13 protein-coding genes are annotated in these 13,978 nt (G+C 71.0%); 8 read left to right on the top strand and 5 right to left on the bottom strand.

Annotated features, from left to right (window positions below):
- Positions 1–441: 441 nt before the first annotated feature.
- The 3 genes from ACIRR8_RS20735 to ACIRR8_RS20725 are packed head-to-tail and all read left to right on the top strand — an operon-like array spanning position 442 to position 3,231.
- Complete coding sequence (locus ACIRR8_RS20735) at positions 442–1,743, top strand: alpha/beta fold hydrolase (protein WP_404067563.1); 1,302 nt, start codon at positions 442–444, stop codon at positions 1,741–1,743.
- Positions 1,744–1,755: 12 nt separating this feature from the next.
- A complete protein-coding gene (locus ACIRR8_RS20730; protein ID WP_404066727.1) occupies positions 1,756–2,409 on the top strand; it encodes an MBL fold metallo-hydrolase in 654 nt (217 codons plus the stop codon).
- Positions 2,410–2,451: 42 nt separating this feature from the next.
- The gene (locus ACIRR8_RS20725) at positions 2,452–3,231 is read left to right on the top strand and encodes an exodeoxyribonuclease III (RefSeq protein ID WP_404066724.1); all 780 of its coding nucleotides are present in this window, start codon (positions 2,452–2,454) and stop codon (positions 3,229–3,231) included.
- Positions 3,232–3,305: 74 nt separating this feature from the next.
- Here ACIRR8_RS20725 and ACIRR8_RS20720 read toward each other — a convergent pair whose 3' ends face one another.
- Positions 3,306–4,085, bottom strand: coding sequence for an SDR family NAD(P)-dependent oxidoreductase (locus tag ACIRR8_RS20720; protein ID WP_404066721.1), 780 nt, complete (start codon positions 4,083–4,085; stop codon positions 3,306–3,308).
- A 125-nt stretch (positions 4,086–4,210) separates the two neighbouring features.
- Here ACIRR8_RS20720 and ACIRR8_RS20715 point away from each other — a divergent pair, with 125 nt between their 5' ends.
- The 5 genes from ACIRR8_RS20715 (at position 4,211) to ACIRR8_RS20695 (ending at position 7,997) form a co-directional block, all read left to right on the top strand.
- Positions 4,211–4,651 carry a DUF6278 family protein gene (locus ACIRR8_RS20715; protein WP_404066719.1) on the top strand — a complete coding sequence of 147 codons (441 nt, stop codon included), beginning with the start codon at positions 4,211–4,213 and terminating at the stop codon, positions 4,649–4,651.
- A 117-nt stretch (positions 4,652–4,768) separates the two neighbouring features.
- Positions 4,769–5,512, top strand: coding sequence for an amino acid ABC transporter ATP-binding protein (locus ACIRR8_RS20710; RefSeq protein ID WP_404066717.1), 744 nt, complete (start codon positions 4,769–4,771; stop codon positions 5,510–5,512).
- A 22-nt stretch (positions 5,513–5,534) separates the two neighbouring features.
- Entirely contained in the window at positions 5,535–6,470 is a 936-nt protein-coding gene (locus tag ACIRR8_RS20705) for a glutamate ABC transporter substrate-binding protein (protein WP_404067560.1), read from the top strand.
- Positions 6,471–6,486: 16 nt separating this feature from the next.
- Positions 6,487–7,131, top strand: coding sequence for an amino acid ABC transporter permease (locus ACIRR8_RS20700; protein WP_404066714.1), 645 nt, complete (start codon positions 6,487–6,489; stop codon positions 7,129–7,131).
- Complete coding sequence (locus ACIRR8_RS20695; RefSeq protein WP_404066712.1) at positions 7,128–7,997, top strand: amino acid ABC transporter permease; 870 nt, start codon at positions 7,128–7,130, stop codon at positions 7,995–7,997. The genes ACIRR8_RS20700 and ACIRR8_RS20695 overlap by 4 nt, the downstream gene beginning before the upstream one ends.
- A gap of 301 nt (positions 7,998–8,298) precedes the next feature.
- Here ACIRR8_RS20695 and ACIRR8_RS20690 read toward each other — a convergent pair whose 3' ends face one another.
- Genes ACIRR8_RS20690 through ACIRR8_RS20675 form a run of 4 tightly spaced genes read right to left on the bottom strand, consistent with a single transcriptional unit; the run spans position 8,299 to position 13,766 of the window.
- Complete coding sequence (locus tag ACIRR8_RS20690) at positions 8,299–9,585, bottom strand: MFS transporter (protein ID WP_404066708.1); 1,287 nt, start codon at positions 9,583–9,585, stop codon at positions 8,299–8,301.
- The gene (locus ACIRR8_RS20685; protein ID WP_404066705.1) at positions 9,575–11,350 is read right to left on the bottom strand and encodes a condensation domain-containing protein; all 1,776 of its coding nucleotides are present in this window, start codon (positions 11,348–11,350) and stop codon (positions 9,575–9,577) included. Before ACIRR8_RS20685 ends, ACIRR8_RS20690 begins: the two co-directional genes overlap by 11 nt.
- Positions 11,347–12,657: a DUF6271 family protein gene (locus ACIRR8_RS20680; protein WP_404066702.1), complete on the bottom strand. Its 1,311-nt coding sequence runs from the start codon at positions 12,655–12,657 to the stop codon at positions 11,347–11,349. The genes ACIRR8_RS20685 and ACIRR8_RS20680 overlap by 4 nt, the downstream gene beginning before the upstream one ends.
- Entirely contained in the window at positions 12,639–13,766 is a 1,128-nt protein-coding gene (locus ACIRR8_RS20675) for a phytanoyl-CoA dioxygenase family protein (protein WP_404067557.1), read from the bottom strand. The genes ACIRR8_RS20680 and ACIRR8_RS20675 overlap by 19 nt, the downstream gene beginning before the upstream one ends.
- Positions 13,767–13,978: the final 212 nt, after the last annotated feature.

Genomic DNA, 13,978 nt, shown 5'->3' with positions numbered 1-13,978 from the left:
CCGGCTCCGCAGCGGATACCCGCCGAGCCTGGACAGCCGGCCCTCGGCCCGCACTACGCCCAGCCTGAACCGGGCCCGCAGTTCGCCGACCCGCAGGCCGCACCCGGTCCGCACGCCCAACCCGCACCGAGCCCGCACGCCGAGCCTGCTCCCGGCCTGCAGTTCGCCGACCCGCTGGCCACAACCGGCCCGCACGCCCAGCCCGCGCCCGGCCCGCAGTTCTTCGAGCGGCAGCCCGTTCCCGGTCCGCAGTTCGCCGACGTACAGGTTCCGCAGGCGCTCCCCGGCCGGCCGCACGTGCCGGCGGGTCCCGGACCGCAGCAGGTCCAGCCGCAGGTCCCCACGCCGGAGCCCTTCGCTCCGCAGCAGCCCCACGGCGTCGGCGGCCCGCAGCCGGGCGGCCCGGCGCAGGGCCCGCAGCCCGTGCCCGGCCCGGGTACGGTGCAGGCCCCGCACGCCCCCACCGAGGCCCTCCGCACCCTCCAGTACCGCTTCGACGGCCCCGAGGACGCCCCCGTCCTGGTGATCGGGCCTTCGCTCGGGACGACCTGGCACATGTGGGACCGCCAGATACCCGAGCTGACTCAGCACTGGAGGGTCTTCCGTTACGACCTGCCGGGCCACGGCGGCGCTCCCGCCCATGCCGCGCCCTCCGTCGCCGAGCTCGCGGACCGGCTGATCGCCACCCTCGACGGGCTCGGGGTCCAGCGGTTCGGTTACGCGGGGTGCTCGATCGGCGGGGCCGTCGGCGCGGACCTGGCGCTGCGCCACCCGCACCGGGTGGCCTCGCTGGCGCTGGTCGCCTCCTCGCCCCGGTTCGGCACGGCCGACGAGTTCCGGCAGCGCGGCGTGATCGTGCGCACCAACGGGCTGGAGCCGATGGCCCGTACCGCGCCGGAACGCTGGTTCACCCCCGGCTTCGCCGCCGCGCAGCCCGCCATCGTGGAGTGGGCCGTCCAGATGGTCCGCACCACCGACCCCGGCTGCTACATCGCGGCCTGCGAGGCGCTGGCGGCCTTCGACATCCGCGACCACCTGGGCCGGATCGGCGTCCCGACGCTGGTCCTCGTCGGTGCGGAGGACCAGGTCACCGGGCCCGCCGAGGCGCGCACGCTGGTCGCCGGGATACCGGACGCCCGGCTCGCGCTCGTCCCCGGCGCCTCGCACCTGGCCCCGGTCGAGCAGCCCGCGGCCGTCTGCGACCTGCTGCTGACGCACTTCTCCACCGCCTGGCAGGACGCGCCCGCCGCACCTCCCGTACCGCCGCTCGTCCCCGGCCCGGCCACGCCCGCCACCTCCTTCGCCCCCATCGCCGAGATCGCCCCGGCGTCCGGCCCGCCCGAGGCCGCGGGGCCGCAGCGGCAGAGCGGCCACGAGCGCGGCACGAAGGTGCGCCGGGAGGTGCTCGGGGACGCGCACGTGGACGCCGTCAACGCCTCCACCGACGCGTTCACCGAGGACTTCCAGGAGCTGGTCACCCGGTACGCCTGGGGCGAGGTCTGGAGCCGGGAGGGCCTGGACCGCCGCACCCGCAGTTGCATCACGCTCACCGCGCTCGTCGCCTCCGGCCACCTGGAGGGCCTGGCCGCGCATGTCCGGGCCGCCCTGCGCAACGGCCTGACGCCCGCCGAGATCAAGGAGGTCCTCCTCCAGAGCGCCGTCTACTGCGGCATCCCGGCGGCAGGCGCGGCCTTCACGATCGCGCAATCCGTGATCCAGGAGGAAACGACCCCGCCCGCGTAGCAGGATAGAGCCATGAACGCATCGCCTCAGCCACTCACGCTCACCAAGAAGACCCATTCCTGCGTGCGGATCGAGAAGGAGGGGCGCGTCCTGGTCATCGACCCGGGCGGCTTCTCCGAGGACGACGCGGCGCTCGGCGCCGACGTCCTCCTGGTCACACACGAGCACCCGGACCACTTCAACGAGGCCAGGCTGCGGGCGGGCCTGGAGGCGAACCCGGCGGCGGAGATCTGGACGCTTCGGAGCGTGGCGGACCAGCTGTCGGCCGCGTTCCCCGGGCGCGTGCACACCGTCGGCCACGGTGACGCGTTCTCGGCGGCCGGGTTCGACGTCACCGTGCACGGCGAATTGCACGCGGTGATCCACCCGGACATCCCGAGGATCACCAACGTCGGTTTCCTGGTGGACGGTTCGGTCTTCCACCCCGGCGACGCGCTGACCGTCCCCGACCGGCCCGTGGACACGCTGCTGCTGCCGGTGATGGCCCCGTGGAGCAAGATCTCCGAGGTCATCGATTACGTACGCGAGGTGAAACCGCGCCGCGCGATCGACGTCCACGACGCTCTGCTGACCGACCTCGCGCGTCCGGTCTACGACAACCAGATCGGCGCCCTCGGCGGCGCGGACCACGGCCGGCTGGCACCGGGAGGCGTCACGGAGCTGTGAGGCGGACGGCGGCTGTCAGTGGGACCGGTTAGGTTGGTGGGCATGCGCATCGCCACCTGGAACGTCAATTCGATCACCGCCCGGCTGCCGAGGCTGCTGGCCTGGCTGGAGAGCAGCGGCACCGACGTGCTGTGCATCCAGGAGACCAAGTGCACGGCCGAGCAGTTCCCCGCCGAAGCCCTGCGCGAGCTGGGTTACGAGTCCGCCGTCAACGCCACCGGCCGGTGGAACGGGGTCGCGCTGCTCTCCCGGGTCGGCCTCACCGACGTCGTCACCGGACTGCCCGGCGGCCCGGACTACGAGGGCGTCCAGGAGCCGCGCGCCATCTCCGCGACCTGCGGCCCGCTCCGCCTCTGGTCGGTCTACGTCCCCAACGGCCGCGAGATCGAGCACGACCACTACGCGTACAAGCTGGCCTGGCTGGAGGCCCTCCGCAAGGCGGTGGCGGCGGACGCGGCCGGGCCGCTGCCCTTCGCGGTCCTGGGCGACTTCAACGTGGCCCCGACCGACGAGGACGTCTGGGACCCGGCGCTCTTCGAAGGCGCCACGCATGTGACGCCCGCCGAGCGCGCGGCCCTCTCGGCCCTGGAGGCGGAGGGGCTGGGCGAGGTGCTGCCGCGCCCGCTCAAGTACGACCGCGCGTACACCTTCTGGGACTACCGGGAGCTGCGCTTCCCGAAGAACAAGGGCATGCGGATCGACCTGACCTACGGAAACCCCTTGTTCACCGCCGCCGTCAAGGACAGCTACGTGGACCGCGAGGAGCGCAAGGGCAAGGGCGCGTCCGACCACGCGCCGGTGGTGGTCGACCTCGACCTCTGACGGGCGGCCGGGGCGGAGACGGCGGCCCCGACGGGCCCCGGTCCCGCCCCCTCCTCGGGGCGCCCCCTCAAACCTCAGTGCGCCGAGAACCCGCCGTCCACGAAGAGCGCCTGCCCGGTGACGTACGAGGACGAAGGCCCGGCCAGGAACACCGCGGCCCCGGCGAAGTCCTCCGCCAGCCCGTTGCGCCCGACGAAGGTCCGGGCGGCGAGCGCGGCGACCTTCTCCTTGTCCGAGGCGAGCCGCTCGTTGAGCGGGGTCAGGACGAACCCGGGCACCAGCGTGTTCGCGGTGACGCCGTACGGTGACCACGCCTCCGCCTGCGACCGGGCCAGCGACTCGAGACCGCCCTTCGACACCCCGTACGCACCGCTGTTCACGAAGGCGCGGTGGGCCTGCTGCGAGGAGACGTGGATGATCCGGCCGTACCCGCGCTCCGCCATCCCGGGCCCGAACCGCTGGCCCAGCAGGAACGGCGCTTTGAGGTTCACGGCCATGGTGGTGTCCCAGACGTCCTCGCCGAGCTCGCCCAGAGGCGGCCGCAGATTGATCCCGGCGCAGTTGACCAGGATGTCCGGCTCGCCGAAGGCTTCGACCGCCCCGTCGGCAGCCGCACGCACACCGTCGGCGGTCCCCAGATCGGCGCTCACCCACGCGGCCCGGCACCCCTCGGCCTCCAACTCGCCGACGGTCGCCTTCAACTCGGCCTCCCGCCGGGCCACCACGACCACCCGCGCCCCGGCCCGAGCCAGCGCCCCGGTGATGGCCCGCCCGATCCCGGAACTGCCTCCGGTCACCACGGCGACCCGCCCGGCCAGCGAGAACAGGTCCGACACATACGTTCGCTCACTCATGGCCACACCCTAGGGCTCACTCACGGCCACACCCTAGGACAGTGCGCTTGTACGTGCCGCCGGCGAACAGTTGACCACCGCGCGCCCTGTGGTGCGGAACCTGGCAAGGATGGGACCCTAGTGGTATGAACATCCCTTTCTTGGACAACTGGCGTAAGCGTCAGGGTGGTACGCAGGGGCACGCGCTCGCGGCCGCCGTCGAAGCTGATCCCGACGGTGTGGCCGAGTTGCTCGCCGAATGCGAACTGCTGCGTGCCCGGGCGGGGCAGCAAGGGCTCGAACTCGACGACTCCCCGGCCTCGTTGGCCGCGCTCGACCAGTTGCCGCCGCGCTGGCGCGACGATCAGGAGGAGCTGCCCTGGCTGGGCAACGACGCCGGTCTCTATCTGGGTACCGTCATCGTGCGCACCGTCCCGGGGGCCGCGTGGGACATCTGGCCGAGCGGGCAGCCCGTGGTGCGGCTGGAGTCCGGGCGGGAGATCGACGTGGTCGCCGCCGGGCTGGACTGGGCGATGTCGGGCAGTCCCGAGCTCTCGCAGATGTACGCGGAGTCGGCCGAGAACTGATCTCCCGTAGCGATAAACAGCCTTATGTGCCATTTGGGCGTGTCGGGTGCGAAGTCCCTTTTCGGGATGGATAGTTTGCGCTGACCTCGACACAGCGACAAGTGGGTAGGGCAGCGCATGGCCGTCGATCCGTTGATCGAACTGAGGGACGTCAACAAACACTTCGGAGAGTTGCACGTACTTCAGGACATCAATCTCACCGTCGGCCGCGGGGAGGTGGTGGTGGTCATCGGCCCCTCCGGCTCCGGGAAATCCACCCTCTGCCGGGCGGTCAACCGGCTGGAGACGATCGAGTCCGGCTCCATCCTGATCGACGGCCGGCCCCTCCCCGAGGAGGGCAAGGGACTGGCCCGGCTCCGGGCCGAAGTCGGCATGGTCTTCCAGTCGTTCAACCTCTTCGCCCACAAGACCGTGCTGGCCAATGTGTCCCTGGCCCAGCTCAAGGTCCGCAAGCGGAAGAAGGAGGAGGCCGACCGGCGCTCCCGGGAACTGCTGGAGCGGGTGGGCCTCGCCGCCCACGCCGCCAAGTTCCCGGCCCAGCTCTCCGGCGGCCAGCAGCAGCGTGTGGCGATCGCCCGCGCCCTGGCCATGGACCCCAAGGCACTCCTCTTCGACGAGCCCACCTCGGCGCTCGACCCGGAGATGATCAACGAGGTGCTGGAGGTCATGCAGCAGCTCGCCCGGGACGGCATGACCATGGTCGTGGTCACCCATGAGATGGGCTTCGCCCGGTCCGCCGCCAACCGCGTCGTCTTCATGGCCGACGGCCGCGTCGTCGAGGACCGCACCCCGGAGGACTTCTTCACCGCCCCGGAGAGCGACCGCGCCAAGGACTTCCTGTCCAAGATCCTCAAGCACTGACGGGGGGCTTCTCGTGTCGCGTATCAACACTCTGCGCACCAACCGTGACCGCAGAGGCAGCCGTGCGGCCCTCGCGCTCTGCCTGCTGCTCTCCGTCCTCGCCGCGGCCTGCGGAAAGGACGGCAGCCCGCCGGTGAAGGGCCCGAAGCCCGAGGCGCTGCCCGTCTACCAGGTGAACCAGAACTTCGACCTGCCCGCATCGCCGACCTGGCGGAAGGCCGAGCGGCGCGGCTATCTGATCGTCGGCGCCAAGGAGGACCAGCCCTACCTTGGCGAGAAGGACCCGGCCAGCGGCGTCTTCTCCGGCTTCGACATCGAGATCGCCCGGATGATGTCGGCCTCGCTCGGCTTCGAACCCGACACCATCCGCTTCCGGACGATCGCCTCCGCCAACCGGGAGACCGCCCTCCAGAACGGGCAGATCGACTACTACGTCGGCACCTACACCATCAACGACATGCGCAAGAAGCTCGTCGGCTTCGCCGGCCCCTACTACATGGCGGGCCAGGGACTGCTGGTGCGCACCGACGAGAACGACATCGACGGGCCGCAGGACCTGGACGGCAAGACGGTCTGTTCGGCCGCCGGCTCCACGCCGTACCAGCGCATCGCCGAGGACTACCCCAAGGCGGTCCTCGTCGCCTACGACACGTACTCGATCTGCGTCGACAACCTGCTGACCTTCCAGGTCGACGCCGTCACCACCGACGACGCCATCCTGCTCGGCTTCGCGGCCAAGGCGCCCGACGAGATGAAGGTCGTCGGCAAGCCCTTCTCGGAGGAGCCGTACGGCATCGGCGTACCGCGCGCCGACAACGCGCTGCGGGCCGCGCTCAACGACGCGCTGGAGGCCGACGAGAAGAACGGCAACTGGAAGAAGGCGTTCGAAGCGACGCTGGGGCTCTCCGGAGTGCCCGCGCCGACCCCGCCGCCGATCGACCGCTACCCGGCGAACTGAGGGGACGGCGCCACCCATGGACGTACTGACAGACAACTTCTCCCTCTACGGCAAGGGCTTCCTCGGCACCGTCGAGCTGACGGTCTACTCCTCGGCCCTCGCTCTCGCGCTCGGCTTCGTGATGGCCTCCTTCCGCGTCGCGCCCGTCGGCTCGCTGCGGGTGCTGGGCACGGTCTGGGTGACGGTGCTGCGGAACACGCCGCTGACGCTGCTGTTCTTCGCGGTCCTCCTCGGCCTGCCCCGCTTCGGCCTCGTCCTGCCCTTCCAGCTCTTCGCCGTCCTGGCGCTCGGCTGCTACACCTCCGCCTTCATCTGCGAGGTGCTGCGCTCCGGCATCAACACCGTGCCGACCGGCCAGGGCGAGGCGGCGCGCAGCCTCGGCATGACCTTCGGCCAGACCCTGAGCGAGGTCGTCCTGCCGCAGGCCTTCCGCTCCGTGATCCCGCCCGTCGGCTCCACCCTGATCGCGCTGGCCAAGAACTCCGCGATCGCCGGCGCGTTCAGCGTCACCGAGCTGCTCGGCACCTACCGGACGCTCAACGAGCTGGGCTACAGCATCATCTGGACGTTCATCTGGATCGCCGTCGGCTACCTGATCATCACCCTCACCATCAGTGCGCTCTTCACCGTGATGGAGAAGCGCTGGGGAGTCGCACGATGACCCACTCCGCCCCGACCGCCACCGCGCTCTACGACATCCCGGGCCCGCAGACCCGTAGACGGCACCTGCTGTACGGGATCGTCTCGACGGTCGTGATCCTCGCCCTCGTCGGCTGGATCGTCTATCTCCTCTTCGACACCGACCAGTTCACCGCCGAGAAGTGGCGTCCCTTCGCGTACAAGGGCATCCAGGAACTGCTGCTGCGCGGACTCGGCAACACGCTCAAGGCGTTCGCGTACGCCGCCGTCCTCTCCCTCGCCCTCGGCGCGGTCCTGGCGGTCGGCCGGCTCTCCGTGCACCGCCCGGTGCGCTGGATCGCCACGCTGCTGGTCGAGTTCTTCCGGGCCATGCCGGTGCTCGTGATGATCTTCTTCATCTTCGTGGCGCTGAAGGTCCACGCGCTGCCCGCGCTGGTCGCCGGACTGACCCTCTACAACGGCTCGGTCCTCGCGGAGGTCTTCCGGACCGGGATCAACTCCGTGGACCGCGGCCAGCGCGAGGCCGCGTACGCCCTCGGGATGCGCAAGACGCAGGTCACGACCTTCGTCCTGGCTCCGCAGGCGGTACGCGCGATGCTGCCGACCATCATCAGCCAGCTGGTGGTCGCGCTCAAGGACACCTCACTGGGATACCTGATCACCTACGAGGAATTCCTCCACGCCGGGAAGCTGATCGCGTCGAATCTCGACTACGATCTTCCCTTCATCCCCGTCGTGATGGTGATCTCTCCGATCTACATCGGTCTGTGCATGCTGCTCTCGTGGTTCGCCACCTGGGTGGCGCGACGGCAGCGGCGCAATCCGAGGACGGAGGCGGTGGGGGCGGCTCCGGCCGAGCCGGGGAAGCTGCTGCCGGGAGGCCAGTAGCCGGGCCCTGCCCGCCCGGCAGCAGTCGGTGATCACTCCTCGCGCAGCGGGACCGAGAAATGACTCGGATCCGAGGCGGGCGAGGAGAAGGTCAGCTGCGCGCCGGTCGGGTTGGCCTGAGTCGGCCTGACTCAGCTCCGATCAGCCTTGCAACGCCTTCGATGCGCGGCTGCGCGAGACCCGGGCCGGAAGCTTCGCCACCGGGGCGCTCACCGGCTCCCTGGTGCGCGCCACCGGCGTCACCGCCGCCTCCGCTCCCGCCCTTCTTCCTCCGCCCTGAACGTGCTGAGCACCGGAGGGCTCACACGGCGGGCTGTTCGCCCCCGGGCTTCAGGGCGATGCCCTCCGGCGCCCGCCGCAGCGCGCGGATCGCCGGGATGCTGAGCATCGCGGCCAGCAGCACCAGCGAGATGACGGACGAGAAGATCAGTACCTCGTTCGCGCCGAAGGCGTCCGCCGCCGGGCCCGCCAGCGCGCGGCCCAGTGGGATGACCATGATGGAGCCCGCGACGTCGTACGCGGAGACGCGGCTCAGGACCGTCAGCGGGATGTGCGACTGGACGCTCGTCGCCCACATCACGCCCCAGAACGCGAAGCCGTAGCCTGCGACGACGTGGGCCACGGCCGTCGCCGTGAACGACCATTCCAGAGCGGGGGCCAGGGGGTTGAGCGCGAAGCAGAGCATCGCCAGGGCGCCGGCCACCAGGGGGCGGCGCGGACGGACCCGCATCCCGATCAGGCCGCCGATGATCGTGCCGGCGCCGTCCGCCGAGGCGATCCAGCCGTAGCCGCTCGCCCCGTGCTGCTCGATCATGAGCGCCGCGCCCAGCGGCAGCGCGGGACCGAACACGAACAGGCCGTAGACCGACCAGACCGCGATGACGCCCCACAGCCATTGGCGGGACCGGAACTCCTGCCAACCGGTCGCCAGCCTCCGCCACATCGGGTCATCGCCCTCGTCGCGTTCCGTGTGCAGCTTCCGCAGCGGCAGCAGCACCAGGGCGCTCAGCGCGTACGCCGCCGCGATGACCAGGTACGAGCCCGACACCTGCCAGTAGGCGACCAGGATGCCCGCCAGGCCGGGGCCCAGCAGGGTGCTCAGGGCCTCGGAGATCCGCAGCAGCGCGTTGGCCTTCTGGATGTCCTCGGCGACCCGGGGGACCATGCTCGCCATGCCGGGCTGGAACATCGCCGTCGCGGCACCGCTGAGTGCCATCAGCCCCATGATCTGCCACAGCGGGACGCTGTCCGAGAAGAAGAGCAGCGCGCCGAGCGTGATCATGGCCAGCATCCGCACCAGGTCGGCGCAGATCATCATCAGCTGGGGGGTGAACCGGTCGGCCAGCACTCCGCCGAAGAGCACCAGGAGGACGATCGGGGTCATCCACGCGGCCAGCGCGTACCCGACGCCGCTCGCCCCGTGGCCGGCGCCCAGCACCGCCGTGGTGAGGGAGACCATCAGCATGCCGTCGGCCAGCAGCGAGGCGCTGCGGGCCGTGAAGAAGAGCCGGAACCGGTTCGACCGCCAGGGACTGGGCAGCGGCGCCCGGTGCTGCTCCTGCGGGAGGTTCGTGTTGTCAACGCTCATGTCGTACCTGCCGGCTCCTGCCGGTCCCTTCCTCGATGATCTGCAGCCGACGCCATGCGTCACTCCGGTCCCGCTCGGCGGGCGGGCTTTCGACGAGCACGTAGCGGGCCGGGGCGATGACCCCCGAACCGCCATGGGCGGAGAGCTCGGCCATCAGCGCCTCGTGGACCCCGGTCGGGGTCAAAGCCGTGTCACCGCCGCGCGCGATGTACGCGGTCAGGCCGGAGCCCTCCGCGTCCTTCGCGATGTGCACCGGCAGCCCTCCCACAGCCGCTGCCAGCGCGTCCCGTACGGCGGACGGCGAGACCCAGCAGCCGTTCACCCGCGTCCAGTCGGGACCTCGCACAGCCTGCCCGACGCCCGTCACCCCGGTGAGCGAGTCCAGTGGTACGTCCCGGGTGGCGGCAGCCTCCAGCAGCCGCACCAGGCCGGTCAGGAAGCCCTCAGCCTCGCTGGGGGTGAACAGCGCGGGATCGGCCCACAGGGAGAGGTGGAGCTGAGGCGCCGTCTCGTACGTGAAAGCCAGCATGCGTGTCGGCAGCGCTTGGAACGGGCCCCAGGTCAGGTCGAGTTCGGCCGCACGGCTCTCCTGCGGCGAGGTCGACAGGAGCGTGGCGGGAAGCACGCTGACGTCGTTGAACACCACGTCCCGCGCGAAGTGGCTGCCCCGTTCCCCGGTGACCCGGTCGATCATCTCCCACAGTCGTACGGAGTCGAACTGGCTGTGCCGGTACGCGTTGAGCGCCGCGCCCCAGGTCTTGCGGACCAGGGTGTCGAAGGACGGGACGCGGACGTCCAGGCAGAGCAGCGCGTCCTGGGACAGGGTGTTCACCGAGCGGGCGATCGTGGGGTGGAACCGGTTGGAGGTCGGGACGGCGGTGACGCAGGAGTCCTGGCCCGACCGGTGGGCCACCAGCGCGCACCAGGCAGCCAGCAACACCGTGGCCTCGGGGTTCCCGATGCGCCCCGCCGCCGCGGCGAGCGCCCGCGCGCCGCGCCCGGACCGGAGCGTGAGCTGCCGCGCCCGGCCGTCCGCGCCCGCGGCCCGGGGCTCGGCGAACATCTCCTGCGGCTCGGTGCGGATGATCCGCTCCCAGTACCGCAGCGACGCCTCCGACTTCCGCTTCCCGGCGGGGGAGGCTTCCTGGGCGGCCAGGTCGAGCGGGGCGAAGGAGGCAGGCGGCGGGAGTTCCTCCCCTGCCAGTAGGGCGAGGAACTCCTCCCGCAGGACGGCCAGCGCGCTGCCGTCCGTCACCGCGTGACTGGATGCCAGGGCGGCGTGCACGGGTACGCCTTCGAGGGTGAGCAGCGAGATCCGCAGGGGGAACTCCCGGTCCAGCGCGAAGCGGCCGGCGCGGGCCGCCCGCGCCACCGACTCGGCGTACCGGGCGGGCTCCTCGGGGAAATCCGTATGGTCGACGACGGTCACCGTGAACGTGCCCTCGGCCGCCACCACCTGCTCCACGGGCGCGAATCCCGGGGCGTGCGGGAACGTGGTGCGCAGCCCTTCGTGGCGCAGGGCCAGGGTGCGCAGAGCGTCGATCGCGGCGTCCACGGAGGTGCCCGCGGGGATCGCCCACACATCGTGGTTGTTGATGTGCTCGGGGTCGTCCCGCAGAATGCAGCGGATCATATTGGCCTGGCCCATGGTGAGAGGGCCGTGGCGCTCTTCCCCGCCCGCGTAGGTGACGGAGACGGTACGCGGGGTGTTCGGGGCAGGCGGGGGATTCAGGTGCATGGTGTCCTTGCCGACAGCGGTGTTCATCGGTTCACGGCCAGGCCCGCTTCGGCGCTCGCACGGGCCAGCGCCTCCCAGTGGTCCATCAGGAGAGCGAAGTCGCCCATGTCGTCCCGGGCCTCGTCCAGGAGTCGGGAGCGGCTCTCCGCGAGTGCGTCCGCGACCGTGGTGTAGCGTCCGCCGAGCCGACGGTAGGCACGTTCGACGGTGTCGAGGCGACGGGCGACCTCCGCACGGTCGAGGCCGACGCTGTCCCGGACGAAGCCGGCGACGACGGATGCCCGGACGTGGCCCTCCGCGTCGAGCAGCGCGTCGGCGGCCGCCGACGTCCTCGCGTGCACGGCGTTGAGATACGCCGTCGCCAGCAGGAACTTCGCGAACCGCAGCTGGTACGCGAGGAAACCGGCATGCGTACGCCGCTCCGCCGTATGAAAGTTGACGATGTGCCGGTTGTGCTGGAGGCCGGGCAGTTGCGCGTTGTGGGCGAGGTGGAGCAGGAAGTAGTCGCTGCCGATGGTCTCCGTGGCGGGGGGCAGCGGAACCCTGCGGTAGACCTCGTGGTCGAGTCCGATGTTGCACATGTCCACGCGCATCGGGCTGATGGGGGCCAGCATGGTCCGGTCGCCGTCGAACGTGGCCTTCCCGGCGCCCCGGAAGGACGCGCTGATCAGATGTCCCCGCCAGATCTCCGGCACTCCCTCCGGTATCGACAGGCCGACCAGTTCGCGGTACGTGTCGGGGTCGAGCTCGCTGATCTCGGCGACGTCCACCGACATCTCGCCCACGAAGGAGCCGCCCGCCAATGCCACCCGGCGGCCCTCGGACCCCGGCGGAAGCTTGCTCCGGTTCGCCGATTCCCGTACCTCGTGGGCCTGTTGACCCAGGTAGGTGAGCTCCTGATGGAGGGGGAAGACCGTTTCGCCGTCGAGTTGCTGGTAGCGGCTGTCGGAGTCCCGGCGGTGGACGGACGTGCAGCCGAGGGCCTGGGCGATGAGAAAGGCCCGGTTGGTGCACGCCCCGTAGGAGACGCGGCTCGGCAGCATGAGATCCAGCAGCCGGTCGGGCCGGGCCGCCCCGGACCGGCCGATCACCTCGCGCAGGAAGGCACGCTGCGTGTCCTCGTCGAGATGGTGGACGGTCACACCGGGGGAGGGGGGCAGCGCGGCCACCGCCTCCCGGTGCTCGGCGAGGGCCGGCGCGGGGGAGGAGTCCAGCACCAGCAGATGCACCTCGACGCCGAACTGCCGTGCCCCGTAGGCCGCTTCCTCGCCGACCGCCGCGATGGTGCCGGCGCAGGCCCGATGGGTGGGCAGAGTCAGACAGACGCGGCGCACGAAGGCTCCCCGCTCTGCGCGGCGGGTGCCGTGGCCCCGGCGTCCCCGGTGCCCTGTGAGGTGGGTGCGGTGTCCTCGACCGGGTCCTGCCACGAGGCGAGCCCCAGCAGCCGGCTGCCCAGCGGGTTCAGTTCGGCCGTGGGGTAGCGCTTGGACTCGGGCAGCACCGGGTCGCCTACCAGGGTGCGGTTCCAGCGCGGGGTGCGCAGATGACGCCAGGACTCCACCCGGGACTTGCGCAGCCGCTCGTGCTCCTCCAGCGCGGGCATCATCGACAGGTACTGCACGGCCCGCACTCCGCTCCGGGAAAGGTTGCGTGCCACGCCATGGGCCAGCAGACCGTTCCAGATGAGCAGGTCGCCGGGGTGCAGATCCGGTCGCACGACCGGGAGCTCGTCCCGGTCGATGGCAGGGCGCAGGGGATCCCGGTCCCCGGGCTGGCCGACCTTCCAGGTGTCGAACTGCCGGAACAGCTCCGGGCAGCACTGGAAACCGCCCGTTTCCGGCCGGGTGTCGTTCAGCGCGATGATGCCCTGCACCCGTTGCGGCGGCACGGCGAGCGTGGTGTCGATGTCCCAGTGCAGCTCGATGTCGAAGCCCCGGTCCGTCGGCTCGATCAGCGCGCGGTCGCGGTTGCCCCGGTTGGGCGGGTTGAGGTTGAGCCGGTCCAGGGTGACCCACAGCTCCTCGCAGTCCCATACGTCGACGAAGGCGTCGTACACGCGCTGCGACTGCCTGTTGTCCCAAAGGAGCTGGTGGTGGTACGCCTCGACGAAGCCGTAGATGTGCAGCTGCTGGTCCAGCTCGGAGCGCAGCGGCCGGTCCTCGTACCAGCTCTCCGGCCGCTCGGGATCCAGACCCTGGAAGTCCCAGGTGAAGTCCAGCAGTTGACGGGCCACCGACGCAGGGACCGCTTCCCGGACGATCACGTAGCCGTACGTCTGCCAGTGGGCGAAGTCCTCCTCGGACAGCACCCGCAACGGGCGCGACTTGTCGAGCTCCCGCAGGGCGGTCTGTGCGAGATAGGCCTCGCCGTCCGCGCTGAAGTACGGGAGGTCCGACGCCGCGCGGTGGAGGCGGGGCCGACGGCGAGGGGTGGGTGTCGTCATGAGGCTCATGGCAGGTCCTTGTCCTCGGTCGGCCATGCGGCGACTCCGGGGGAGCGGGGTCGCCGCGGACGGCGGAGCGGATGGCGGTGCCGTGGTGGGGAGTGCCGTGACCACGTCGGTGAGCAGGATTGGTCCAGACCGCTTGGGCTGTCAAGTGCGCTGCGCATATGGGGATATGGCATGCCATCCTGTGTCGGGTGGCCACGAAACCT

It is taken from the genome of Streptomyces sp. NPDC101178 (genome assembly GCF_044767965.1).
In the GTDB taxonomy this organism is placed as follows: domain Bacteria; phylum Actinomycetota; class Actinomycetes; order Streptomycetales; family Streptomycetaceae; genus Streptomyces.
This window is presented reverse-complemented; position numbering and strand designations above follow the sequence as displayed.

Bases quoted from the DNA above. Each gene is read 5' to 3' on its own strand.
- ACIRR8_RS20730 (WP_404066727.1), top strand. From the start codon at position 1,756: ATGAACGCATCGCCTCAGCCACTCACGCTCACCAAGAAGACCCATTCC.
- ACIRR8_RS20725 (WP_404066724.1), top strand. From the start codon at position 2,452: ATGCGCATCGCCACCTGGAACGTCAATTCGATCACCGCCCGGCTGCCG.
- ACIRR8_RS20720 (WP_404066721.1), bottom strand. From the start codon at position 4,085: ATGAGTGAGCGAACGTATGTGTCGGACCTGTTCTCGCTGGCCGGGCGG.
- ACIRR8_RS20715 (WP_404066719.1), top strand. From the start codon at position 4,211: ATGAACATCCCTTTCTTGGACAACTGGCGTAAGCGTCAGGGTGGTACG.
- ACIRR8_RS20710 (WP_404066717.1), top strand. From the start codon at position 4,769: ATGGCCGTCGATCCGTTGATCGAACTGAGGGACGTCAACAAACACTTC.
- ACIRR8_RS20700 (WP_404066714.1), top strand. From the start codon at position 6,487: ATGGACGTACTGACAGACAACTTCTCCCTCTACGGCAAGGGCTTCCTC.
- ACIRR8_RS20695 (WP_404066712.1), top strand. From the start codon at position 7,128: ATGACCCACTCCGCCCCGACCGCCACCGCGCTCTACGACATCCCGGGC.
- ACIRR8_RS20690 (WP_404066708.1), bottom strand. From the start codon at position 9,585: ATGAGCGTTGACAACACGAACCTCCCGCAGGAGCAGCACCGGGCGCCG.
- ACIRR8_RS20685 (WP_404066705.1), bottom strand. From the start codon at position 11,350: ATGAACACCGCTGTCGGCAAGGACACCATGCACCTGAATCCCCCGCCT.
- ACIRR8_RS20675 (WP_404067557.1), bottom strand. From the start codon at position 13,766: ATGACGACACCCACCCCTCGCCGTCGGCCCCGCCTCCACCGCGCGGCG.